Source organism: Providencia sp. PROV182, assembly GCF_028480325.1.
Taxonomy (GTDB): domain Bacteria; phylum Pseudomonadota; class Gammaproteobacteria; order Enterobacterales; family Enterobacteriaceae; genus Providencia; species Providencia hangzhouensis.
Genome location: NZ_JAMPOL010000001.1, coordinates 326,960 through 352,785 on the forward strand (window position 1 = coordinate 326,960; position 25,826 = coordinate 352,785).

Sequence of the window (25,826 nt, forward strand, 5' to 3'; positions counted from 1 at the left end):
AATTAAAATGCCGCGCCCTATAAGTGCTGTTATTCATCTACAAAATTTACAACATAATTTGGCTATTGTACGGCAACATGTTGGAAACTCGAAAATTTGGTCAGTCATGAAAGCAGACGGTTATGGTCACGGTATCAAGCAGATTTGGCCTGCATTAAAAGAAACGGATGGTTTTGGGGTATTGGATTTTGATGAGGCCATTTTATTGCGAAAAGAAGGGTGGAAAGGGCCAATTCTGTTGTTAGAAGGTTTCTTCCAGCCACAAGACTTACAATTGATTGACCGGTATAATTTAACAACCAGCGTTCATAGTGAGTGGCAATTGTTTGCTATTGAAAATGCACAATTATCATCACCTATTTCAGTCTATATAAAACTAAATAGCGGCATGAATCGATTAGGTTTTTCACCGAGCGAATACGAAAGTGTGGTACAACGGTTATCTAAAATGCCGAATGTACGCAGTTTAACGTTAATGAGTCACTTTGCTAATTCAGATACCAAAACGGGCATTACTGAACCTTTTCAACAAATCCAGCAATTTGAACACTTATCTTTAGAAACCTGCATCGCAAATTCAGGGGCAACACTGTGGCATAAACACACACAATATGATTGGATTCGTACAGGTATTTTGCTGTATGGCGCTTCTCCAAGTGGAAAGTCTACTGATATATCTGGGTTGGGCTTGAAGGCGGCGATGACCTTACAGTCAGAAGTGATCGCTATCCATGAAATTCCAGCAGGTCAATCAATTGGTTATGGTAGCCGGTTTACATCGACTAAACCTATGCGTATTGCGACAGTAGCGTGTGGTTATGCAGATGGCTACCCTAGACATGCTGCCAATGGAACGCCTGTATGGTGCAAAGGAAAGCGTTGTGCGCTACTGGGGGCTGTTTCAATGGATATGCTGACAATTGATATCAGTGACTGTGGCGATGTTAAGCTTGGTGAGCGAGTGGAGTTATGGGGGCAAAACTTACCGGTTGATGAGGTTGCACAAGCTGCGGGGACAATTGGTTATGAGCTACTTTGTGCGCTAGCAAAAAGAGTTCCTGTTTCTTATGAAAATAAAGTAGAATAAATATTAATCAGTCACGCTAAAAACAGTTAAAATTTAGCTTTAAATGTGATTTCGATTAAGCATATTGGGATTATAGCTATATTGTTATAACATATAGCTGTGATCTATTTCTCATTATTTTTAGGTTGAATATATGTCAAAAGCAATTAAATTAACGACACTTGCGGTGGCTTTGAGTGTGTTATCTGGGGCCGCCTTTGCAGGAACTTGGTCAGTTGGTGGTTCAGTATTAGCACAGTCAACACCTTATAAAGGAATTAAGAGCCGTGATTATGTCACGCCAGTGCCTATAGTTAATTATGATAGTGAGAATTTCTATTTTCATACATTAGCAGCTGGTTATTATCTATGGAATGATACACAAGACCAGTTATCATTGGATGCTTATTATTACCCACAATTTTTTAAACCTAAAGACAATGATGATAAAGCAATGCGTGAGTTAGACCGTCGTCGTGATACGGTGATGACCGGTCTGACTTATCGTCATAAAGCTGATTGGGGTACACTAAGAACGAATATATCTGGTGATATCTTAGGTATCAGTAATGGTATTCGTGGTGAGTTTGCCTACCTGTATGGCTTTGAAGGTGATAAATGGTCAATCACTCCAGGCCTTGGTATTAAATGGGATAGTAAGAACCAAAACCGTTATGAATATGGCGTGTCTTCAAAAGAATCACGTAATAGCGGTTTAAAACGTTATAACCCAGGTTCAAGTTGGACACCATACATTGAAGTGACAGGAAATTACCGCTTTGATGAAAATTGGACTGTATTCGCAATGGGCCGTGTTGACCGTCTACCAAGTGAAGTGAAAGATAGCCCAATGGTAAATAAAGATGTTTCCGCCATTATGTGGACAGGTGTCACTTACACATTCTAAGTTTGTGATAGAAAATTAAATTAATTAGCCCCTGATATTCTTACAATTATCAGGGGCTAATTTTATCTATCTAGTTATCTATCTAGAAAATTTATATTCTTAGAATGGATAATTAATCTTGCTGCTTATTATCGCGACTGACCATCACTAATGAAAGACGAGCAGGATGTTGTGCTTCACTTTTCATCGGGACGTTGATCCTTGCCGTTTCTACACAAACCATTTGTTTGTACCCATTATTTGGCATGTCATCCATGCTACATGATAATTCTGCCCAAGGGTTCCAACAGACAACATCACTATTATGGTAATGGTGAATTTCTATTGTACGTGCCCAGCCATCATCACGTAATAAGCTGTATTCTTCCGGCTCTGAATAAATACGATCGGTGTGCTTATTAAATTTGAGTGGCTCATTCACATAAGCTTCTTTATCTGCGACTTTATCGAAGTAGTGGCCGCCTAACCCATAGACGGTGGCTTTTTGGATATCACTGATATTGAAATAACTATGCAATGCGGCAGTCGTTTCGAAATCTCCATAACTTTCTAATTCAAGTTCACATGTTTCCCCAAGTTTCATACGTAAGATCAGGGTGAACTCATGGGGCCATAATTTACGGGTATAGTCGGTATCCGTTAACGTGAAGGTTAAAATAACACCATCTTCATGTTCATTATGTGCGGTGAATTGCCAAGGTAAAATTCGTGCAAAACCATGACTAGGACTGGCAACAGGACCGAACCAAGGCCAACAAATAGGAATACCACCGCGAATAGCAACGCCTTCTTTAAAGGCACTTTCTGAACTTAGCCATAAGCAAGGTTTTTGCCCCGCGGGTTGCCAATCAATAAGTTGAGCGCCTTGTAAACTGACAGCACCACGTACTTTGGGATGTGAAATAACAATAAGTGGGAGCTCATCGAGTTGGCGTTGAGTAATGTAAGCAGAGACTTGTTTAATGACTGGTAGTGCAAAAAGTTTGTCGTGCATGGTATTAGGCCTGTGTTCATTCACTTAAATTATTTAGAAGTTCCTGTGTGGCATACTTAAAGCCGCAGTGAATCGTATTCGTTCTAAAATAAGTCATGTTTATAGCGTATCCAATAGATGATCAACCATAAGCGATATTGCAGAAAATATGAAGTGTTAATTTGTTATTGGATACGATACAAAAGAGCCGCCAAATTGGCGGCTCAGTTAGACAGATTACATTACAGCTCTTATTTAGAGATGTGAGCGATCAGGTCTAAAACTTTGTTAGAGTAACCCGTTTCGTTGTCATACCAAGAAACTAATTTAACAAAGTTGTCGTTCAGTGCGATACCTGCTTTAGCATCAAATACTGAAGTCAGTTTTTCACCGTTGAAGTCAGTTGATACAACGTCATCTTCAGTGTAACCCAGAACGCCTTTCAGTTCGCCTGCAGCTGCTTCTTTGATAGCATCACAGATTTGAGCATAAGTTGCTGGTTTTTCTAAACGAACAGTTAAATCAACAACTGATACGTTAGGAGTAGGTACACGGAAAGACATACCAGTCAGTTTACCGTTCAGCTCAGGGATAACTTTACCTACGGCTTTAGCAGCACCAGTTGATGAAGGGATGATGTTTTGAGCAGCACCACGACCACCACGCCAGTCTTTATGTGAAGGACCATCAACAGTTTTTTGTGTTGCAGTTGTTGCGTGAACTGTTGTCATCAGACCTTCAACGATACCGAACTTGTCATTGATAACTTTAGCCAGTGGAGCTAAGCAGTTAGTTGTACAAGATGCGTTAGAAACGATTTCTTGACCTGCGTAAGCTTTGTGGTTAACGCCCATAACGAACATAGGAGTATCATCTTTAGAAGGGCCAGTCAGAACAACTTTCTTAGCGCCAGCTTGGATGTGTTTACGTGCAGTTTCATCAGTTAAGAAGATACCTGTTGCTTCAGCAACGACGTCAACACCGACTTCGTTCCATTTCAGGTTTGCAGGATCTTTTTCTGCTGTTACACGGATTTTTTTGCCGTTTACAACTAGGTGACCATCTTTAACTTCAACAGTACCGTTGAAACGACCATGAGTTGAGTCGTATTTCAGCATGTATGCCATGTATTCTGCATCGAGCAGGTCGTTGATAGCAACGATTTCGATGTCAGAACGCTCTTGTGCAGCACGGAAAACGATACGGCCAATACGACCAAAACCATTAATACCTACTTTGATAGTCATAGTATTTCCACCAGCTATTTATTCGTGAATTAAGTTGTAGTTAAAGTTACCAAAACCTTGCCAGCCGTCAAGCGGAATCGTGTCAATTATTGAAAAAAATCAATTCTGATACCACCAATTGCTTATTTGTCAGCCACTTCAGCGGCAAATACAGCCGCACGTATTATCGGGATTGTACGGCATAATGAAACCATCTATCAGTGATATATGTGATACGGTTCACAAATCAAAACGGAAAGTAAGATGCTTCTTAGTTTAGAATAGTTTTACAGAAAATGTTGTTAATTTTTTGTTGATTGAAATTGATGTATGATAACCATCAACCACTTTAGTTATTTAAATATTTAGGTATGACATGTCAAGTAAAGATAAACAACCTATTGATATTTCAGAATTAAATGAGATGCAGCGTTACGTTACACAGCAAGCGGGTACCGAGCCGCCATTTAGTGGCCAATTATTGCATAACCGTAAAGAAGGTGTGTACGAGTGCTTATGCTGTGGTTCACCTTTATTTATGTCTGAGACCAAATTTGATGCAGGTTGTGGGTGGCCAAGTTTTTACCAACCCGTCAATGAAGAGGCAATCAAATACATTGAGGATTTCTCTCATGGGATGCACCGCATTGAAGTTCGCTGTCAACACTGTAATGCGCATTTAGGGCATGTGTTTCCAGATGGTCCTCAGCCTACTGGTCAGCGTTACTGCATTAATTCAGCATCATTAAGCTTTATTGATGACGATAGCGGTGAAAAGACGCGTGGATAAATAGCTGAAGCGTGCTGAAGCCATTTTTTTAGAATGACAAAAACGATTCAGCTATTGGCTGAAATCAAGAATAATAAAATAATGAGTGAATTATGTATTTGAAGGAGCTTTACCGTGAGCGTTGAAGTCAGTCCTGAGCAACTTGAACAATTATTAGCAGTGATGACCCCTGAAATTTATGAACGCCTTGTGACCGCTGTTGAGCTCGGTAAATGGCCAGATGGTGTGATGTTAACGCCAGAACAAAAAGAACATAGCTTACAAATGGTATTATTGTGGCAGTCACGGCATAACCATGACCCTGAGCATATGACGGTAGGGACTAATGGTGAAATTACGATGAAGAGCAAGCAAGAGCTAAAAACGTTGTTTCAAGGTGAGATGTTAGCAACATTAAAACCGCAAAATAATGATGAATAACGGTTGCTCTAGAGAATAGCTTGTTGATTCAATATGATGCTGCATAGTGACAGTGTCACTAAAACAAGTTTTCTCAATTACTAGATTTTCAATTATTACATGAGAAAACTTGTCCATAAAACATGTCCTAATGCAGGTCGGTTAATGTAATTAACCTCGCACCTTGATTTTGCATTTCGACTAAAGCTTCTTGGCTGTCATTGGCCCCGAGATTGACGCCTCTACACCCATCGACTAAAACATCTACGGTATATCCTAATTTTAACGCATCTAACACGGTAAATTTGACACAGTAATCCGTCGCAATTCCCATAATAATTAAATGCGAAATATGGTGTTCTTGTAGCCACGTATGTAGGCGCGTTTGGCTAATTTTATCATTATCAAAAAAGGCACTATAGCTATCAACCTGGGGGTTTTCCCCTTTGGTAAAAATTGCACTAATAAGCGATTGATTTAAATTTTTGTGTAATTCAGCGCCATGTTCACCTTGTACGCAATGAATAGGCCACCAAACTTGTGTAATACCATTTAGCTCACCGACTTCGCCAATTTGAGTATTTGAATTGGCCGCGAAACTAAGGTGTGTCGCAGGGTGCCAATCTTGGCTTGCAATGATGTCTATCTGTTTTTGTTGGCAAATATCCATCGCTTTATTAGCAACATCAATAACATGTTCGCTTTCATTTACTGCTAATGTGCCACCCGTGCAAAAATCGTTTTGTAAATCGACTAACAGTAATGCTGCTTTCATTATATCCTCAGTATGTTATCTGTTATTCATCAGCATAGCTCAACTCGCCGCGTAAATTATTCTGCATTAACTCACGGATTAACGCAGGGGTATAATTTTGACTCAGTAAGTAGTGCAATTTACTTAAGGCGGCTTCAAAAGTCATGTCATATCCACTTATCACACCCGCTTCTGCAAGTGCGTGTCCTGTAGCGTAGCCTTCCATATTAACACGGCCAGAAATACATTGTGTCAGGTTCACCACAATAATCCCTCGGTTCGTTGCTTCACGGAGTATGCGAAGTAATTCAGGCTGCTGAGGGGCATTACCGACACCGTAAGAGCGCAATATTAGCGCTTTAACGGGTTGTTGGAGAATGTTGCGTACAATTTCAATTGATAGCCCTGGATAAAGTGTCACAACGCCGATAGGTTGAGGTGTAATTCGGTGACTTTTAAATTCACCTATACCAATAGGCGCAGGGCACGTATTAAATGAGCGAATATGAATGCCAGCTTCCATTAATGGCGAACAGTTAGGTGAACTGAAAGCATCAAAGCCATCTGCATGGGCCTTAACAGTGCGGTTACCGCGATATAATTTATTATTGAAAAATAATCCCACTTCATTAATGGGGTAGTTTGCTGCTAAATATAATGCATTTAGTAGATTAGTTTGCCCATCAGAACGTAATGCTTCTAAAGGGATTTGTGACCCTGTCACTATTACGGGTTTTTTCAAGTTTTCAAACATGAAAGATAACGCTGAGGCGGTGAAAGCCATCGTGTCAGTGCCATGTAATATGACAAACCCATCATAAAGTGGATAGTTCTCACGTATATCATCAGCGATAAGTTGCCAGTCTTCAGGAGTGATATCAGATGAATCAATTAAAGGCTGATGTTCACGGATCGTAAACTCAGGCATTTCAGGGCGGTGAAACTCGGGCATCTGAGCTAACTGAGCTTGCAAATGGCCGGAAACAGGAATATATCCCTGTGGTGAATGGCGCATGCCAATTGTTCCACCAGTGTAAACAACATAAATTGATTTCTTCTGCATCTTATTACCTAATTTATCCAACTTATCGAAGGAGAGTGATTATCAGGATTTTGACGTATTCGTTAGCGTATTACTATCGTTAACTTGCGAATAGTTAGATTGATATGAGGTTATTGATGGGTTTGTGAGAGAAATCCCCTTCATTGAATCTGAAGGGGATTCAGCGATTAGTTAATTTCCGCGCAATTTAAACAAAAAGCATAGCGGTTTTGTGGGTCATTCATTTTTAAGAAAAATTGCGCTTGTTGGCGGATATCCGTCGCGACTGCTGGTGGTAAAAATACGTGTAGCACATCCGGCATGGCGGCTTGAACGTTTGTCGTTAATTCAAGTAACAATTGATCCATAAAGGTCAACTCAGGCTTCATCCAATCTAACTTAACGTCAGTGAGTTTAGCGAGCTCAGCAGCTTTATCTACGGCATTATCAAAATCACCTAGTTGGTCTACAAGACCATTTTTAAGCGCGTCTTGCCCAATCCATACACGGCCTTGAGCGATTTGGTCTATCTCTGCCGGTGTTTTATGGCGAGATTTAGCCACTAAGCCAATAAATGTCTCATAGCCATTCTCAATGGTAATTTGCATCATGTCAGCAAATTGTGGGCTGATCCCTTTAGTCAAAGAAATATCGGCTAATGGCGACGTTGATACGCCATCAGTATATACCCCTATAGAATCTAAAGATTTTTCAAAGGTATTAATTACGCCAAATATACCAATCGAACCAGTCAGCGTGTTTGGACTGGCAATGATATAGTCCGCTGGAGTTGAGACCCAATACCCCCCAGATGCAGCCATTCCCCCCATAGATACAACAACAGGTTTACCTGCAGCATGAGCAGAAGCCAGTTCACTGCGGATCAAATCAGAAGCGCTTACGCTACCACCTGGGCTGTTAACGCGCAAAACTATCGCTTTAATATTATCATCAAGGCGAGCGTCACGAATTTGTGCTGCGATGGTATCGCCTCCTGCAATCCCAGCCGTTTGTGGGCCATCCATGATAGCACCTTGAACGACAATCACGGCGATATTGCCACTTTGATTAGCATTGGTATCTGCTATTTTAGTGGAATAATCATAGATACTAATATTATTGAATTGTTTATCTTCTTTATTCCAGCCAAAGTGTTTACTGAGTAAATCTTCAACTTGTTCGTTAGTATAAAGTTTATCAACCAATTTTTGTTTTAACGCGTATTGTGCGCTATCGCCTTTGACTGAGCGTAATTTCTCTAAAATAGCATCAGCCCCAGGAAAAATTTGTGTGCTGGTCGTATTGCGGTTTTTGGCGATTTCTGTGAGGTAATTGTTCCAAAGGGCATCCAGCCACTGTTTATTGGCTAAACGTGCTTCAGGGGACATCTCATCACGCATTAATGGCTCAACCGCTGATTTATAGGTACCAACACGGAAAATATGGCTACTAACTTTAAGTTTTTCTAACAGTGACTTGTAGTAGAGTCCATTCGTTGCAAAGCCATATACCCCAACCGCACCTTGCGGTGTGAGGTAAATTTCATCAGCGTAACTGGCGAGGTAGTATTGCGACTGATTATAACTGTTACCAATGGCGTAAACCTGTTTCCCTGAACTTTTAAATTCATTGATTGCTTTACCGATATAAGCTAGAGAGGGCTGATCGGCTCCAGCTAAATCATCTAGGCGTAATACCATCCCTGTAATGCGATCATCATTTGCAGCGGTACGGATGGTATCAACGATGTCGAATAGTGAATTTTCTTGCATTCGGCTGTTTGAGGTACCAAGTAATTCACGGCTCATACGACCAAATGGGTCCGGAGTAGAGACTTGGTCTACGATAACCCCCTGTAAATCCACATACAAAGCACCAAAATAATTTTTTTCGGGTTGAGCCTCTGTTTGATAAAGAGCAATCGACCCAATAACAACAAAAAATAATACTAAGAAAATGGCGTTGAAAACGAATTCCCTAATAAAGTTCAGTGCTCGCCAGCTAATTCTAAAAATGGTAGCGATGATGTCCCATAGTTGACGCATGTTTTCTCCTATCCTACATATTCTGCACCACAAGGGTGTTGGCTTCATTTGTTTGCCGTTGACTTATGGCACAAACTATTTTTGGATATTACATAAATAGTTCTTTCTACAGTTGGGTTACTTCAGCCTGTAGCACGAATTAACAACAATATACTCAAAAGCAAATCTGTTACCCGATCACCATATCGAACACTTGATATCTTAGTTGTATCAATACAATTAGTTGCAATAGCGGGCTATTTTTATGCATAACAAAATTATGATACGCAAGGTACAATGCTTCAATGATATTTTTCACATGTGACAAATGATACAATTCAATGAATTTATAACGTAATTTTACCTAACGAATAACTGTTATTGTTGTATTAGTGTAAGCGATTTTCCTTTAAGCTTAAACAATAGATAGCGTGGGTATAATTATCTAATTGAATGATTATCATATCAGTTTACTCTTAAACGGAGACAAATATGGATGCTTTGACCCTTTTGTTGAACCGCCGTTCAGCTTCAAGACTTACAACACCAGCACCGCAAGGCGAAGAACTCGACAATATACTTGCTGCGGGGATGAGAGCACCTGATCACGGTGCTTTGAAGCCGTGGCATTTTGTTGTTATGCAAAATGAGGGGATTAAACGCTTCAGTGAGCTATTGGAAAAAGCAGCAATTGAAGGGCAATTAGGCGCAGAGGTACAAGAAAAAGCTCGTAATGCCCCTTTTCGTGCCCCATTAATTATTACTGTGATCGCTAAATTAAAAGATCATCCGAAAATACCACAATGGGAACAATTAGTTGCTGCGAGCTGTACGGTTCAAGCAATGCAGATGGCAGCAGTAGCTCAAGGTTTTGGCGGTATATGGCGCTCAGGTTCATGGACAGAAGATGCTGTGGTTCGTGCCGGATTAGGTTGTGGAGATAACGACCGCATTGTTGGGTTCCTTTATTTAGGAACTCCAGAGCTTAAAGCGCCAGTAAAAGTACAAGCTCCTGATATGACAGGCTATGTATCTCACTTCTAAAGAGAATAATAATGACTGAAAAAATTAGATTAACTCAATATAGTCATGGTGCTGGTTGCGGTTGTAAAATTGCACCGAAAGTATTAGAGCAAATTCTGCACACAGAGCAAGCAAAATTTCATGATCCACATTTGTTAGTTGGTAATGAAACTAAAGATGATGCGGCCGTTTATGATTTAGGTAATGGAATAGGCATCATCAGCACAACAGACTTTTTCATGCCGATCGTTGACTCCCCATTTGAATTTGGTCGGATTGCAGCAACCAACGCGATTAGCGATATTTTTGCAATGGGTGGTAAGCCAATTATGGCCATTGCTATTTTAGGCTGGCCAATTGCGAAGTTACCACCGGAAGTGGCTCGTGAGGTAATTGAAGGTGGACGTGCAGCTTGTGCTGATGCGGGTATCTCGTTAGCTGGTGGCCATTCTATTGATGCACCTGAGCCTATTTTTGGTTTGGCAGTTACGGGTGTTGTGAATACGGAGTATGTGAAGAAAAATAGTGCCGCAACAGCGGGGTGCGAATTGTTTTTGACGAAACCGCTTGGAATTGGTGTTTTGACAACAGCAGAGAAAAAAGGGGTACTTGCGCCGGAACATCAACACTTAGCGGCAGAAACCATGTGCCAAATGAATAAGCTAGGTGCGGTGGTTGCGCCTTTAGATGGTGTGACGGCAATGACTGACGTGACTGGTTTCGGTTTATTAGGTCATTTAAGTGAGATTTGCGAAGGGTCTAAAGTTCGTGCTGAAATCTCCTTTAGTAAAGTTCCTAAATTAGCCAATGTCGAAAAATATATTGAAGCAGGTTGTGTTCCTGGGGGAACCACTCGTAACTTTGACAGTTATGGGCACCTTATTGGCCCTATGAGTGATATGCAGCGTCAACTACTGTGTGATCCTCAAACTTCTGGCGGCTTACTTATTGCAGTAAAACCTTCCGAAGTCTCTAAAATTAAAGAGATTGCACAGCAGCAAGGTGTTTTGTTACAGTCTATCGGTAAATTATTACCCCATCAGGATAATGTTCCTTTAGTTGAAGTGATAGATTAATTTATGCGTTTGTTTATTGCGGAAAAACCGAGCCTTGCAAGGGCCATTGCAGATGTATTACCAAAGCCCCATAAACGAGGTGATGGTTTTATTCAATGTGGTGATGGCCAAACTGTAACATGGTGTATTGGCCATCTTTTAGAGCAGGCGGAACCCGATGCTTATGAACCTCGGTATGCACGATGGAATCTTCAGGATTTGCCAATTATCCCTGATAAGTGGCAATTGAAGCCCCGTCCCGCAGTAACTAAACAATTAAAAACTATTGAAACATTGCTGAAGCAAGCCTCAATAGTTGTCCATGCAGGAGACCCCGATAGAGAAGGTCAATTGCTGGTGGACGAAGTGCTTGACTTTTTGAAGCTCGACCCTGAAAAACGCAAAGAAGTAAAACGTTGTTTAATCAATGACCTTAACCCGCAAGCCGTTGAGCGGGCAATTGAGCGTTTGAGAGAAAATCGTGAGTTTATTCCTCTTTGTGTTTCTGCCTTAGCAAGAGCACGGGCAGATTGGTTGTATGGCATCAATATGACCCGTGCTTATACGTTATTAGGGCAACGAGGAGGCTATCAAGGCGTTCTTTCTGTAGGGCGGGTACAAACTCCGGTATTGGGGTTAGTTGTTAGGCGCGACGAAGAAATAGAAAACTTTGTACCTAAAGACTATTTTGAGGTTAAAGCTCATATTGTTACGCCAAAGGATGAGCGCTTTGTAGCGATATGGCAGCCAAGCGACTCCTGTATTGACTATCAGGATGAAGAAGGGCGTTTATTCCATCGGCCGCTTGCAGAGCATGTGGTATCGCGTATTGAGGGCAAACCTGCCATAGTGACGCAATATCAGGACAAGCGCGAATCAGAAATTGCACCGTTGCCTTTCTCTTTATCTTCTTTGCAGATTGAAGCTGCCAAAAAATATGCGTTGAGCGCTCAAGAAGTATTGGACATTTGCCAACGTTTATATGAAACACATAAGTTGATTACTTATCCACGTTCAGATAGCCGTTATTTACCGGATGAACATTTTGCAGGGAGACACAGTGTCTTGAATGCAATTGCGGTGCATCAACCAGACCTCACTGAATTTGAATTGCCTGAGCTGGATAAAAAGAACCGGTGTTGGGATGATAAAAAAGTCGATGCTCACCATGCCATTATCCCAACAGCAAAAACGGCAGCAGTAAAGTTAACTGAGAATGAAAGTAAAATTTACCAATTGATTGCGCGTCAATATATTATTCAGTTTATGCCCGATGCGGTTTACCGTAAGTGTACAATTGATCTAGAAATTGAAAAGGGTAAATTTATTGCAAAAGCTCGATTTCTTGCTGAAGCAGGTTGGCGAGTCGTATTGGGCAATAAAGAGCGCGATGCTGAAAACGATGGTATGCCACTGCCAGTTGTGAGTAAGAATGATGAGTTGTTATGTGAAAAAGGGGAAGTGGTTGAACGGCAAACGCAGCCTCCACGTCCTTTTACGGATGCAACGTTATTATCAGCAATGACTGGGATCGCTCGTTTTGTACAAGATAAAGCATTAAAAAAAGTATTGCGAGAAACGGATGGGCTTGGTACAGAAGCGACTAGAGCCGGTATCATTGACTTACTATTCAAACGCCAATTTCTCTACAAAAAAGGGCGTTATATTCATTCCTCGCCTGCGGGAAGGGCTCTAATTCATGTTTTACCCGATATGGCAACATTACCAGATATGACAGCCCATTGGGAGTCAGTATTAACCCAAATTAGTGAAAAACAATCACGTTATGATGATTTTATGCATCCACTAAGCCAAACGCTAATGCAATTAATTCACCATGCACGTCAGTTTACAAATTTGAGGGCATTTCGAGAACTCCCCGCTCCATCAGTAAAAACGGGAAAAAAACCAGTAAAAGCGGGTAAGAAAACAAAAAAGAAACAGGATTAGTTGAGTCTGGTAAACCAATAAAAGGCGCTTAAGGCGCCTTTTTGCATTATGACAAGTAAGAAAGTTTACTTTGAGAGGTCAAATTCAGACCATACAGGTGCGTGGTCTGATGGCTTTTCCATCCCGCGGATTTCGTAATCAATACCCGTTGCAATACAACGCTCAGCGAGTTTATTGGAGGCCAGTAATAAATCGATACGTAGGCCACGGTTATCATCGAAGCCTTTCGAACGGTAGTCAAACCATGAGTAGCAATCAGAAATATCAGGGTTTTTTGCACGATATGTATCGACTAAACCCCAGCCTAATAATTTAGCTAACCACTCACGCTCTTCGGGTAAAAAAGAGCATTTTCCGGTTTTTAACCAACGTTTACGGTTTGCATCACCGATACCAATATCAAGATCGGTTGGGCTGATATTCATGTCACCCATAATGAGCAACTGTGACTCTGCCGTTTGTGTTGATGTGATGTAATTTTGTAAATCTTGATAAAATTTTTCTTTTGCCGGAAATTTTGTTGGGTGGTCACGGCTTTCTCCTTGAGGAAAATAACCATTTACAACCGTCAATGGGCCGCGATCTGTTTGGATATCAGCCATGATAATGCGACGCTGTGCATCGTCATCGTCAGTTGGAAAACCTTTACGGACAGCAAGAGGCTCATTTTTAGTTAATAGAGCCACGCCATAATGCGCTTTTTGACCGTGATAAAAAACATGATAGCCGAGCTGACTAACTTCTTCATAAGGAAACATATCATCATGGACTTTGGTTTCTTGTAAGCCAATAACCTCAGGTTGATGTTTTTCGATGATTGCAGCGAGTTGGTGAGGGCGAGCTCGAAGGCCATTAATATTGAACGATATGAATTTCATGGTTTTTTATCACCTAGTTTTATGATTATTATGCTTATTCTACCAGATGGTAGCAATACTGTAACCCCGCGTAGCATGTTTCAACGGTTAGATTGTTTTAAAGACGATAATGGCTATGATAAAAATGCTCATGGCTTAACTTATTCTTGGTATAGTATCAAAATTCAGTGGTTAATATAAAAATAATAATAAATTTAATTAATCAAAAAATATTATGGCTAATTAAATTTATTATGGGTGCTAGAGTTTAGTTTTCTATTAAAGCTAAATTAATAATATCATTATTAACTAGTTTTAATTTCATTTAAAGTCAATTGGTTATTTATATTTTAATGTGATTTAATAGTGGGGGAATAAAAAATAATCAATCGAAACAATATAATATATTGCTTTGTAATGATGGAAATTATAAAAATACTTTTATGAAATATTGTTAATCATTCAATAAAAAATCAAGTTTGATTTTTTATTTTGTGAATTAATTTCTGGGTTAATCAATATAATTATTAATGAGAAAGTTAAGTATGTTGATTAATATTTTAATAAACTGAATGGGGTCATAGATATGTTCTTTTCAAGAAAATTAGAGGCGTTTATGGCGGTTGTTGAGAATGGCTCGTTAAGCAAGGCTGCAAGAGTGATGAACCGTACGACACCTCCCATCGCGAAGTCAATCAAAGACTTTGAGACAAGCCTAGGAAAACGGCTTTTTAAACGAGAAAAATTTGGAATGACATTAACTAAGGATGGCCAAGAACTTTATAACGATCTAAGAGATCTTTATTTACAGGAGAAAGAAATAACAAAAAAACATTTTTCTGGTTATATAATAAATGAGGCTAATATTTATTATGATTGGGGTAAGGAAAGCCATTTAATTAATTTATATCAATCAGCACATCAAAATAATGTGCAAGTAAATATATTAAGGTTTAATTATGATGAAGTAGATGAAATTGTCGATTATGATGGTAATACACTTATTCTTAGCTCTGAACAAGTTGTCAGTGAGCGATTTTCATTACAAAAAATAATAGAAAACTCACCATTAGGTATCTATTGTAGGAAAGAACTTTATGAAAAATTCCATTATGACCTTGTTACACTATTACAAAAAAGTACATGGCTATGTGATCCCGCATTTTATAAAAGTTCATTAATGAGTGATTTATTAGCAAAAATTGAAACGGTTGATAATAAAACGAGTGTGAGACAAATGGATAATATTGGTTGTTGCCAAAGTTTCATTCAAGATGGTGATTTTATAGGCATAATAGACCATTATCCAGAAGAAGAATTGATCGATAAATCATTGATTTATATACCATTGAATAAAATTTTGGGGAAAAGTGTGTGTTATATCTATAAATCAAAGTCACACTCAAGTGTGTTAAATCGTTTTATGGGAGTTGTTGATAAACTAGGAGGTGAAATCAATTAAATGGTGGTGGGAGAAGGATTCGAACCTTCGAAGTCTGTGACGGCAGATTTACAGTCTGCTCCCTTTGGCCGCTTGGGTATCCCACCAGATTTTGAGTTGCTGTAATCATTGACAGCGGGCGGCATCATATCAAATGACGCGCCGCTGTAAAGCATTAATTTTCAATAAAATGGTTGTTTGCTGTTTTTTTATTCTTAATGCGTGTTAAATCAACAAAGTGTTGTTAAATAAGCCGCTATATTATTGGCTTATAAAATAATGGTGCGATTACCATATACAAATACACGTTGAGCTAAGACCCAATAGAGAGCATGGCTTAGTACATTTTTTTCAACATCACGCCCTGCACGCATCATATCATCGGCTGTGAATGTATGGTCTACATTAATCACATTCTGTGTAATGATTGGTCCTTCATCAAGGTTATCATTAACAAAGTGCGCAGTAGCCCCAATAATTTTTACGCCACGCTCATAAGCTTGGTGATAAGGGCGGGCACCAATAAATGCAGGTAAAAACGAGTGGTGAATATTGATAATTTGGTTTGGATAATGCTGCACAAATGCAGGCGTTAATACACGCATATATTTAGCTAAGACAACATAATCAGGCTGATATTGGTCAATCTGCGCTGTCATTTTTTCGTCATGTTGTTCGCGTGTTAGGCCTTCATGGCTAATATGGTGGAATGGAATACCAAATTGTTCGACTAAGTTTTTTAGCGTGTCGTGGTTTCCTATAACCGCTGCAATTTCAACATCTAAGCCATCATAAGCACTTTTCATGAGCAGGTCGCCCAAACAATGTGCTTCTTTTGTAACCATAACGACAATACGACGACGACCCGCTGTGTTTAATTCACGTTGAGACCCAACTGGTAATGCATCATCGAGGTCAGCTAATAATGTTTCATCGTTGAAAATACCTTCTAACTCAGTTCTCATAAAGAAACGGCCAGTGTGATGATCAACAAACTCATTATTTTGTACAATGTTGAGTTGGTGCTTATAGCAAATATTGGTGATTTTCGCGATTAATCCTTTCGCGTCAGGGCAAATTGTCCTGAGAATTTTCTTCTGTACAATTTTGTGTTGCATGAAACAGCCTAATCCTTAACTAACAAAGCGATATGAAAAAATGACGGGTTGAGTATTAAATGTGTCTCATTAGACAGGCATTAAATAAAGGATAATTAGTCTGGATGACCACACTTTTTATATTTTTGACCAGAGCCACAAGGGCATAAATCATTACGACCGACTTTGGGGGTAATGCCGTCTATATAATACCAACACGCATCCATCTTAATAAAACGCGAACGTTCATGAATAAGCTGCTTATGATCAGCTTTTTCATCAATAAAGCAAGCCGAAAATTCGACATAAGCTTCATTGGGATTTTTAGCATAAGAAGAACTAATAACACGAAGACCAAACCAGTGTGTTTTCGGAAAACTATTGACTATTTCTTGATGCCATTCTTGAGCATGGCAATCTGGGTGCCATGTTTTAATAAGATAATCGACGTCTTGGTGTACATAAGCACTATACCTTGAGCGCATAAGTTGCTCTGGTGTCTGTGGAATAGCTTTCCCTTGTAAAAAAGGAGCGCAGCATTGCTCAAATTGTGCTTCGTTGCCACAGTAACACCTATCTTCTACTTGTGATTTCATAACACTCTCTATAAAAATAAGTATAAGATTGAAAAGTCACTATACTTAAATGATGGCGAATAAATGATTTTATCGTATGAATAATTGTATTGTTAATTAAACCAGGCTTTTGCAGTAGGTATCTTATGAAAAATAGAAAAATACTCATAATAGAAGACGAAATCACCTTCTGTACAATTTTAAAAAACTACCTAGAAACGCTGGGTATTGAGATCTATACCGCAGATAATGGTCAATTAGCAATAGAGATGTTAACAATAGACCGTATCAAACCTGATATCATTCTATGTGACTTAAATATGCCTGTCATGAATGGTGAAGCGTTTATGAAAGCGTTAGTTGCGCGTAATATTGATATTCCTGTCATTGTGATTACAGCAACAACAGATTTCACTCAGTTAGATAGAATGTTTCGCTTAGGTGCAAAGGATGCTTTGTTAAAGCCAATAAAAAATTTAGATGAAGTTAAAGTGACAATCCTTTCTGCGTTGTATCCTGAGCAAAATAGCCTAACAGAGCTGTTAGGAGAGGAAATCCCTCAGATTTCGACACTAATGCAAAACGATACTCAAGAACTGTTAGCGGTATTGAAACAGTTACAACCACCAGTACATCAAATTATAAATAATTACCGAATTAACTATCGCCAACTTAATGAGGCTAACCGTTTTGGATTATTATTAGACCTAGCGCCCATTTCAGACAGCCAAATAGGTTTTTACTGTATTGATACTGAGCGCTCTCCTCAAGAAGGCATTATGGCTGCTTTTTTGATTAGAGTCGTGTTCAATGATCTCTTGAAAAGTGCGGTAAGCCACCCAGAAAAAAAATTACCCAATATTGATAGAATTATTAACCAAATAAATTATTTACTGGAAGATTCGGGGTTTAGTGGCCAGTTTCCGCTATTATTGGGGTATTTTAATACACGGAATAAAGCGATTATTATGGCGAGTGCAGGTTTAGAAGCGGATATAACGACAGAAAATACGCATGTTAAGTTATCTAGAAGCCTTCCTTTAGGAGCGTTGAAATTTTACCAATCTAATCATTTAGAGGTAAAAGGAAATGCTTGGCAGTGTTTAATTCGCAATAATAGCCAGAAAATAAAACTAATGTTTAACCCCGAAACATAGTTATTACCTAAAATGTATACTCTTTTAATCTGAATAACTCTATTCGGACTCGTCGCTATTTATTCATGAACATTTCCTGATATACTTCTGCGCACTTAAAATGCCTCTTGTTACTTTAGTAAAATTCGAGAGGCTAAGATGATATCTGGAGTGATAAAAATGACACAGCGCAAGGTGCGTAAAGCGGTAATCCCAGTTGCGGGCTTAGGGACTCGTATGCTTCCTGCAACAAAGGCAATCCCAAAAGAAATGTTACCAATAGTTGATAAGCCACTTATTCAATATGTTGTTAATGAGTGTATCGCTGCTGGGATCAATGAAATTGTTTTAGTGACACATTCATCAAAAAATTCCATTGAAAACCACTTTGACACAAGCTTTGAGTTAGAGGCTATCTTGGAAGCGCGTGTTAAGCGCCAGTTATTGGATGAGGTTCAATCTATTTGCCCAAGCCACGTAACGATTATGCAAACACGACAAGGAATAGCAAAAGGATTAGGTCATGCAATTTTGTGTGCTAAACCTTTAGTCGGTGAAGAGCCTTTTGCGGTTATTTTACCCGATGTCATTTTAGACCGTTACAGTACAGATTTAACCAAATTTAACTTGCGTGAAATGCTAGAACAATATGAGTCAACAGGTGCAAGTCAAATTTTAGTTGAACCAGTCCCTGAAGAAGATGTATCTAACTATGGTATTGTGGATTGTAATGGAGAAATGTTAGAACCTGGAGATAGTAAAAGAATTATTCGTATGGTTGAAAAACCAAAACGTGAAGAAGCTCCATCTAATTTATCTATTGTTGGTCGTTATGTTTTATCTGAAAAGATTTGGGATGCATTAGCCAAAACAGCGCCAGGTGCTGGGGATGAAATACAATTAACCGATGCTATTGCATTAATGATGGAAAATAATGAGCCAGTAGAGGCCTACCACTTATGTGGTAAAAGTCATGACTGTGGAAATAAATTAGGTTATATGAAAGCGTTCGTTGAATATGGAATGCAGCATGATGCACTGGGAGATGAGTTTACCCAGTGGCTGAAGAAATTATCAGTATCATTGAATTCAGCAAAATAAAATTTCGCAATAAATTTTATTAAAGGCTAACTTAATTTGTTAGCCTTTTTTTATACGTAGAGAAATAAATTATTAACAAAAATACCAGGTATAAAGAGGAGCGCTCTGACTTGAGCTGTTCAGTCTGTACACGTTATAAGTGGTGAGAGTACAAAAATTAGCATACAACTTCATTACATAAATAGAATCACTGAAAAATATTTAAGTTTATCTAATTAAGCTTACATATCTTTACTGCTATGCTTTTATTTATCATGATTATTTGGTAGATGGCGTAATACGTCGTAACAGCTTAAAACAGAACAGTTAATTGAAGTAGGGAGCGGCAGTTATGCGGTTTTAGTGCTAAAGACTGTAGCTATAATAGATAAGGGCTTTTTCTTAGTGCAGGTTAATATAAATAATATATAAAGGATTAAATAAAAACACCCTTATAAAAGGGTGTTTAAAATACATGTTGAGGCTATTAGATTAAGAAATCATCCAAAGATTTGCCTTGTTCTTCAATGGCAACCTTGATTACTGCTGGAGTACGGCCTTGGCCTGTCCAAGTTTTGGTTTCGCCATTTTCATCAACATATTTATATTTAGCTGGACGTGCAGCGCGTTTAGCACGAGTGCTAGTGCTTTTACCTGAATCCATTGTTTGCAGAAGGTCATTTAAATCTACGCCTTGCTCAAGGATCATTTCACGAACTTTTTCCAATTTACGGTTACGTTCTTCTAATTCCGCGCGAGCTTGGCTTTCTTCATCACGACGTTCTTCAACAACGACGGTTAATTTTTCCAGCATTTCTTCTAAAGATTCTAAAGTTACTTCGCGAGCTTGAGCACGAAGAGTACGGATGTTATTTAACGCTTTTAATGATTCGCTCATTTTCCTGGTCTCAAATTATTTGTTGGCATGTGTACAGTAATAATAGAATGCTATTTTAAATTCTGCAATAGCTAAATTACATCCTTAGTTTAAAAGTAATCTTTAACGAATGCAATTTTTTTACAAAAGAAAAATAAACTTTTCGTAGATATATATATAGCTATTATCAATAACTGAACTAAACGAAAAATAGGAATAAGCTAAAATCTTAGTGATTAAATAATTCAAAAAAGAAGAGGAGGGTCTCATTTTACTTTTACTCGGAATGAATTGAAGGGATAGACTCGCTTAAATTTTCTTTTTTTGATGATGTTTTTTAGCGGAATGTGCTTTAGTTGAAACTGTTTATAGTTAATATCAAATTGGTTTTTTTGCCCGCAAGCTAAGCAATATTTGCAATAAGGTATAAGCAATAAGGTATAAACTGAACTGGGAAAAGTTCAATTTTCAATAAGTAAACAGCATCTACACCATTATTGTTAATCCTAAAGCTAGTTTTATGGTAAAATTATTACGTATATTAATTTTGAGGGAACAGCCAAATGGCTCAGCTTTACTTTTATTATTCAGCTATGAATGCGGGAAAATCAACGTCATTATTGCAATCATCGTATAACTATAATGAAAGAGGGATGCGTACGGTTATTTTTACAGCAGAGATAGATAACCGTTTTGAACAAGGAAAAGTCTCATCGCGCATAGGCTTATCAGCGGAAGCGTTATTATACTCAACAACAACAAATATGGCTGAACTGATAAAAAAAGAAAATAGTGAACAAAAAGTCCATTGTGTTCTTATTGATGAATGCCAATTCCTAACAAAAAAACAAGTTGAAGAATTATGTGACATAGTTGATAACGAGGATATTCCAGTTTTATGCTATGGGTTGCGTACCGATTTTGCAGGGCAATTATTTGAGGGCAGCCAATACTTGCTTGCTTGGGCTGATAAATTAGTTGAGCTAAAAACAGTTTGTTATTGCGGACGTAAGGCGAGTAAGGTATTGCGTATAGGAAGTGATGGGGTGCCTGTATATGAAGGCCTACAAGTCGATATAGGCGGTAATGAAAAGTATATCTCTGTTTGTCGTAAACACTATTCAGAAGCAATAAAACAGGCTCAGTTGATGAATGAAGGTGTTATACCTAAGAAACCACTCCATTTTAGGTAAACAGAAATAATCTAGTGTAGAGAATAAAACAGGATTCAGTTATCGGATATTATGGCTATTAATGATATAACTCAGTGAGTTAAATCATTTTATATGATATTGATTTCTACATTTTTATAGCAATTGATTTTAAATAACGAAACAAAAGGCACTGCAATTATTGCAGTGCCTTTATTTTTAAATTATGTGCTAAACATTATTTCTTAGTGTTTTTCTTTTCTGCTTCTTTTTTTACGGTTGATTTTTTCTGAGGGGCTTTTTTTTCCTCTTTTTCAATCACAAGCGCGTCTTGGTGCTCAACAAATTCGCGACCATAATAAGAATCCAGTAATAGCTGTTTAATTTCAGAAATTAAAGGATAACGAGGGTTAGCTCCTGTACATTGGTCATCAAACGCATCTTCAGAAAGTTTATCTACGCGAGCTAAGAAGTCAGCTTCAGTAACACCAGTCTCACGAATAGATTTAGGAATACCTAAATCGGCTTTCATTTCCTCCAACCATGTGAGTAATTTTTCAATTTTCGCAGCAGTACGATCTCCGACGTTAGTGAGTCCCAAATGATCCGCAATTTCTGCATATTGGCGGCGCGCATGAGGGCGGTCGTACTGGCTAAATGCAGTTTGTTTTGTTGGGTTATCATTAGCATTGAAACGGATAACGTTACAAATTAATAGAGCATTAGCGAGACCATGAGGAATATGGAATTCTGAGCCAAGTTTGTGTGCCATTGAATGACATACACCTAGGAATGCGTTTGCAAATGCAATACCGGCAAGTGTCGCACCGTTGTGTACGCGTTCTCTGGCTACAGGATTTTTAGCACCTTCATGGTAACTTGCTGGTAAATAATCTTTTAATAAGCTTAGTGCTTTAAGTGCTTGACCATCAGTAAACTCGTTAGCTAAAACAGAAACATAAGCTTCTAACGCATGGGTGACAGCATCTAAACCACCGAAAGCAGTTAAAGATTTAGGCATATTCATGACTAAGTTGGCATCAACAATGGCCATATTTGGCGTTAATGCATAATCTGCTAATGGATATTTTTGGCCCGTTTTATCATCAGTCACTACAGCAAATGGGGTGACCTCAGAACCTGTACCTGAAGTTGTTGTGATAGCAACTAATTTAGCCTTAACGCCCATTTTAGGGAAGCGGTGGATACGTTTACGTATATCCATGAAACGTAATGCTAATTCCTCAAAATGAGTCTCTGGGTGTTCATACATGACCCACATGATTTTAGCCGCATCCATTGGTGAACCACCACCTAATGCAATGATCACATCAGGTTGGAATGCTTGCATTTGTGCTGCGCCTTTACGGACAACAGTTAATGTTGGGTCTGCCTCAACTTCAAAGAAAACGTCAGTTTCAATGTGATGTTTTTTGAGAACGTTAACCACTTCATCAACATAACCATTATTGAACAGATAGCCATCGGTTACGATAAAGGCGCGTTTTGCACCATCAGTTGCAATCTCTTCAAGGGCGATAGGTAGACAACCACGGCGGAAGTAGATTGAGTTCGGAAGTTTATGCCACAACATATTTTCAGCTCTCTTCGCCACAGTTTTGGTATTGATTAGGTGTTTTGGACCCACGTTTTCAGAGATGGAGTTACCACCCCAAGAACCACAACCTAGAGTAAGAGAAGGGGCTAATTTAAAGTTATAAAGGTCTCCGATACCACCTTGAGATGCTGGCGTATTGATTAAAATACGCGCTGTTTTCATTTTTTGGCCAAAATAGTTAACGCGTTCGTGTTGGTTATCTTGGTCAGTGTATAAACAAGAGGTATGACCGATCCCGCCCATTTCGACAAGTTGTTCTGCTTTGGCAACCGCGTCTTCAAAGTTTTTACCACGGTACATTGCTAATAATGGTGAAAGTTTTTCATGTGCGAACGGTTCTGACTCATCGATGCTTTTTACTTCACCAATTAATATTTTAGTGGTCTTTGGCACGGTAATACCGGCCATTTCAGCAATTTTATAAGCAGGTTGGCCAACAATAGCGGCATTTAAGTTACCATTTTTTAAAATGATATCTTGAACCGCTTTAAGCTCTTTTCCTTGTAGCAGGTAACCACCATGACTTGAAAAACGCTCGCGAACTTGATTGTAGATTTCATCAACGACTACAACGGATTGTTCAGATGCACAAATAACTCCGTTATCGAATGTTTTTGACATCAAGATAGACGCGACAGCACGCTTAATATCTGCGGTTTCATCAATAACGACAGGGGTGTTACCAGCACCAACACCAATTGCAGGTTTTCCAGAACTATAAGCAGCTTTGACCATGCCTGGTCCACCGGTCGCTAAAATCAGGTTAATATCAGGGTGGTGCATTAAAGCGTTGGATAGCTCAACAGAAGGGGAATCAATCCAACCAATAATATCTTTCGGTGCACCAGCTGCAATTGCAGCATCAAGCACAATTTGTGCCGCGCGGTTGGTAGCAATTTTAGCGCGAGGATGAGGGGAGAATATAATAGCATTGCGCGTTTTTAAGCTAATAAGTGATTTAAAAATCGCGGTTGAAGTTGGGTTAGTTGTTGGCACAATACCACAGATAATACCAATTGGCTCAGCAATGGTGATTGTCCCAAATGTTGGGTCTTCAGATAGCGTGCCGCAGGTCTTTTCGTCTTTATAAGCATTGTAGATGTACTCTGAAGCGAAGTGGTTTTTAATCACTTTATCTTCAACAATACCCATTCCAGATTCTTCGACAGCAAGTTTTGCTAGAGGGATACGTGCATCAGCAGCAGCGAGAGCCGCGGCTCTAAAGATTTCATCAACTTTTTCTTGGGAAAAAGTTGCGAATTCACGTTGAGCTTTTTTGACACGAGCAACGAGTTCATTGAGTTCGGTAACGTTAGTTACGGACATATAGATTACTCCTGATAAATGTTAAACTTTTTAAGCCAATGAGCAATGCATCGATAGAACAAGGAAATGCTTAAAGATAAAAGTATAGATGTTATCTATAATAACGCTGCTCATGATCGCCTATTGGCTTAAAAACCTTATTCCGTACTGAGTTAATATCCTAATTAGCTCTGTCTATCAGTTAAGAGTAGATTAACAAAACGGTAATTAAATAAAGTGATCTAGGTCACGAAAATGTCAAGCTGACTCCTTTCAGCACGTGTATTTATGCACAAGTTGAATAAATGTTGTTCATCTATTACTTAATTTAATATTATCAAAACAACTTGTGCAGATAATTTATGTATATCTAACTAAATACTAAGCAAATTTAGCAAGTTAAAGAAAATATTGTTTTGCTCAAGGAAATTAATGACATCGGTGGTAAAATTATAAAAGATATCAATAAATCTCTAAAGAGAACTGCTTAAGGAAATGAATGGGTGAGTAGCGCATTACTTGATTTATCGGGATATATTAAATTTTTTATTGGTTTGTTTGCACTCGTAAACCCAGTTGGCATATTGCCTGTGTTTATTAGTATGACAAACTATCAAAGTAATGCGGGGAGAAATAAAACCAATACTATTGCAAATACATCAGTTGCTATCATTTTATGTACATCACTATTAATTGGTGACTCAATATTGCAATTGTTTGGTATCTCAATTGATTCTTTCCGTATTGCTGGTGGGATCTTGATCGTCACAATAGCGATGTCAATGATCAGCGGTAAAATTGGGGAAGACAAACAAAATAAACAAGAAAAAACAGAAACTGCGGTTAGAGATAGCATTGGTGTTGTGCCTTTGGCTTTACCCCTAATGGCAGGGCCTGGTGCAATAAGTTCTTGTATTGTTTGGTCATCTCGCTGGCATGGGTGGCAAAACTTTTTAGGCTTAGCGTTGACGAGTATCGCATTTGCCTTTTGTTGTTGGTTATTATTCCGCTCAGCGTCTTTATTGGTTCGTTACTTAGGTCAAACAGGGATCAACGTAGTAACGCGTATCATGGGTCTATTACTGATGTCATTGGGTATAGAGTTTATTGTGACAGGTGTTAAGGCCATATTCCCGGGCCTATTGTAATCTAATCTCTTTTCTTTTGATGGCTGCAAACTATATCTATTTGCAGCCATACCTACCGCTAATTACCTCATATTACACACATCAATTTTGCTATACAGATAGCACATTGCTCTTTCTTAAATGGCTTAATAAAACTTTAGCTATTAATAATCACACATAAAAAAAATGATACCTGTAATTATATGTGGCATTTTTTGCTAAAACAGGGATAAAAAGTAAGGAATTGTGAGCTACGTAAATTTATTCACTATTCTAATTGGTGTTTGTTAATGATATGTTTGGAAATCAGCTTAGAGGTTATTTTGTAGTGGATAGTTAACTTAAGTTTAGTG

At 38.7% G+C, this 25,826-nt stretch carries 22 protein-coding genes and 1 tRNA gene; 12 read left to right on the top strand and 11 right to left on the bottom strand.

What is annotated here, in order from left to right; translation table 11 throughout:
- Nucleotides 1-7 precede the first annotated feature (7 nt).
- Both alr and PR834_RS01560 read left to right on the top strand, forming a co-directional pair.
- Nucleotides 8-1,087, top strand: a complete 1,080-nt coding sequence (gene alr, locus PR834_RS01555) for an alanine racemase (RefSeq protein ID WP_272536333.1) — start codon at nt 8-10, stop codon at nt 1,085-1,087.
- A 133-nt stretch (nt 1,088-1,220) separates the two neighbouring features.
- Complete coding sequence (locus PR834_RS01560; RefSeq protein WP_004254041.1) at nt 1,221-1,973, top strand: MipA/OmpV family protein; 753 nt, start codon at nt 1,221-1,223, stop codon at nt 1,971-1,973.
- A 112-nt stretch (nt 1,974-2,085) separates the two neighbouring features.
- On the opposite strand, the gene PR834_RS01565 is transcribed toward PR834_RS01560, so the two are convergent.
- Together PR834_RS01565 and gapA are read right to left on the bottom strand one after the other, a co-directional pair.
- Nucleotides 2,086-2,967, bottom strand: a complete 882-nt coding sequence (locus PR834_RS01565) for a D-hexose-6-phosphate mutarotase (RefSeq protein ID WP_272536334.1) — start codon at nt 2,965-2,967, stop codon at nt 2,086-2,088.
- A gap of 230 nt (nt 2,968-3,197) precedes the next feature.
- A complete protein-coding gene (gene gapA, locus PR834_RS01570; RefSeq protein ID WP_004254049.1) occupies nt 3,198-4,193 on the bottom strand; it encodes a glyceraldehyde-3-phosphate dehydrogenase in 996 nt (331 codons plus the stop codon).
- 355 nt (nt 4,194-4,548) lie between these two features.
- Between gapA and msrB the strand changes: the two genes are divergently transcribed.
- Nucleotides 4,549-4,962 carry a peptide-methionine (R)-S-oxide reductase MsrB gene (gene msrB, locus PR834_RS01575; protein ID WP_004254053.1) on the top strand — a complete coding sequence of 138 codons (414 nt, stop codon included), beginning with the start codon at nt 4,549-4,551 and terminating at the stop codon, nt 4,960-4,962.
- A 114-nt stretch (nt 4,963-5,076) separates the two neighbouring features.
- Nucleotides 5,077-5,382: a YeaC family protein gene (locus tag PR834_RS01580; protein ID WP_004254056.1), complete on the top strand. Its 306-nt coding sequence runs from the start codon at nt 5,077-5,079 to the stop codon at nt 5,380-5,382.
- Between the two features lie 127 nt (nt 5,383-5,509).
- Here the strand turns inward: PR834_RS01580 and pncA are convergent, their stop codons facing one another.
- The 3 genes from pncA to sppA form a co-directional block, all read right to left on the bottom strand.
- Nucleotides 5,510-6,136, bottom strand: a complete 627-nt coding sequence (gene pncA / locus PR834_RS01585) for a bifunctional nicotinamidase/pyrazinamidase (protein WP_004254059.1) — start codon at nt 6,134-6,136, stop codon at nt 5,510-5,512.
- Between the two features lie 22 nt (nt 6,137-6,158).
- Nucleotides 6,159-7,178: an asparaginase gene (ansA, locus tag PR834_RS01590; RefSeq protein WP_004254063.1), complete on the bottom strand. Its 1,020-nt coding sequence runs from the start codon at nt 7,176-7,178 to the stop codon at nt 6,159-6,161.
- A 167-nt stretch (nt 7,179-7,345) separates the two neighbouring features.
- Nucleotides 7,346-9,202, bottom strand: a complete 1,857-nt coding sequence (sppA, locus tag PR834_RS01595) for a signal peptide peptidase SppA (protein WP_196724939.1) — start codon at nt 9,200-9,202, stop codon at nt 7,346-7,348.
- A 471-nt stretch (nt 9,203-9,673) separates the two neighbouring features.
- Here sppA and PR834_RS01600 point away from each other — a divergent pair, with 471 nt between their 5' ends.
- Genes PR834_RS01600 through PR834_RS01610 form a run of 3 tightly spaced genes read left to right on the top strand, consistent with a single transcriptional unit; the run spans nt 9,674 to nt 13,209 of the window.
- Nucleotides 9,674-10,225, top strand: a complete 552-nt coding sequence (locus tag PR834_RS01600) for an NAD(P)H nitroreductase (protein WP_004254072.1) — start codon at nt 9,674-9,676, stop codon at nt 10,223-10,225.
- A gap of 11 nt (nt 10,226-10,236) precedes the next feature.
- The gene (gene selD, locus PR834_RS01605; RefSeq protein WP_004254077.1) at nt 10,237-11,280 is read left to right on the top strand and encodes a selenide, water dikinase SelD; all 1,044 of its coding nucleotides are present in this window, start codon (nt 10,237-10,239) and stop codon (nt 11,278-11,280) included.
- Between the two features lie 3 nt (nt 11,281-11,283).
- Nucleotides 11,284-13,209, top strand: coding sequence for a DNA topoisomerase III (locus PR834_RS01610; protein ID WP_110591770.1), 1,926 nt, complete (start codon nt 11,284-11,286; stop codon nt 13,207-13,209).
- 65 nt (nt 13,210-13,274) lie between these two features.
- Here PR834_RS01610 and xthA read toward each other — a convergent pair whose 3' ends face one another.
- Nucleotides 13,275-14,087, bottom strand: a complete 813-nt coding sequence (gene xthA / locus PR834_RS01615) for an exodeoxyribonuclease III (RefSeq protein ID WP_004254084.1) — start codon at nt 14,085-14,087, stop codon at nt 13,275-13,277.
- 565 nt (nt 14,088-14,652) lie between these two features.
- On the opposite strand from xthA, the gene PR834_RS01620 reads away from it, so the two are divergent.
- Entirely contained in the window at nt 14,653-15,528 is an 876-nt protein-coding gene (locus tag PR834_RS01620; RefSeq protein ID WP_094960519.1) for a LysR family transcriptional regulator, read from the top strand.
- Nucleotide 15,529: 1 nt separating this feature from the next.
- On the opposite strand, the gene PR834_RS01625 is transcribed toward PR834_RS01620, so the two are convergent.
- The 3 genes from PR834_RS01625 to PR834_RS01635 all read right to left on the bottom strand — a co-directional run bounded on the left by PR834_RS01625 (nt 15,530) and on the right by PR834_RS01635 (nt 17,200).
- Nucleotides 15,530-15,614, bottom strand: a tRNA-Tyr gene (locus PR834_RS01625).
- Nucleotides 15,615-15,776: 162 nt separating this feature from the next.
- On the bottom strand, nt 15,777-16,625 hold the full coding sequence (purU, locus tag PR834_RS01630) for a formyltetrahydrofolate deformylase (RefSeq protein ID WP_004254090.1): 849 nt from the start codon (nt 16,623-16,625) through the stop codon (nt 15,777-15,779).
- 95 nt (nt 16,626-16,720) lie between these two features.
- A complete protein-coding gene (locus tag PR834_RS01635) occupies nt 16,721-17,200 on the bottom strand; it encodes a YchJ family protein (RefSeq protein WP_272536335.1) in 480 nt (159 codons plus the stop codon).
- Between the two features lie 125 nt (nt 17,201-17,325).
- On the opposite strand from PR834_RS01635, the gene rssB reads away from it, so the two are divergent.
- Both rssB and galU read left to right on the top strand, forming a co-directional pair.
- A complete protein-coding gene (rssB, locus tag PR834_RS01640) occupies nt 17,326-18,336 on the top strand; it encodes a two-component system response regulator RssB (protein WP_094960520.1) in 1,011 nt (336 codons plus the stop codon).
- A 159-nt stretch (nt 18,337-18,495) separates the two neighbouring features.
- A complete protein-coding gene (galU, locus tag PR834_RS01645) occupies nt 18,496-19,416 on the top strand; it encodes a UTP--glucose-1-phosphate uridylyltransferase GalU (RefSeq protein WP_036957689.1) in 921 nt (306 codons plus the stop codon).
- Nucleotides 19,417-19,882: 466 nt separating this feature from the next.
- On the opposite strand, the gene hns is transcribed toward galU, so the two are convergent.
- Nucleotides 19,883-20,293: a histone-like nucleoid-structuring protein H-NS gene (hns, locus tag PR834_RS01650; RefSeq protein WP_004254106.1), complete on the bottom strand. Its 411-nt coding sequence runs from the start codon at nt 20,291-20,293 to the stop codon at nt 19,883-19,885.
- 542 nt (nt 20,294-20,835) lie between these two features.
- Between hns and PR834_RS01655 the strand changes: the two genes are divergently transcribed.
- Complete coding sequence (locus PR834_RS01655; RefSeq protein WP_004254108.1) at nt 20,836-21,465, top strand: thymidine kinase; 630 nt, start codon at nt 20,836-20,838, stop codon at nt 21,463-21,465.
- Between the two features lie 196 nt (nt 21,466-21,661).
- Here the strand turns inward: PR834_RS01655 and adhE are convergent, their stop codons facing one another.
- A complete protein-coding gene (adhE, locus tag PR834_RS01660; RefSeq protein ID WP_004254110.1) occupies nt 21,662-24,367 on the bottom strand; it encodes a bifunctional acetaldehyde-CoA/alcohol dehydrogenase in 2,706 nt (901 codons plus the stop codon).
- A gap of 482 nt (nt 24,368-24,849) precedes the next feature.
- Here adhE and PR834_RS01665 point away from each other — a divergent pair, with 482 nt between their 5' ends.
- Entirely contained in the window at nt 24,850-25,494 is a 645-nt protein-coding gene (locus tag PR834_RS01665; RefSeq protein WP_004254112.1) for a YchE family NAAT transporter, read from the top strand.
- The last annotated feature ends 332 nt before the right edge of the window (nt 25,495-25,826 follow it).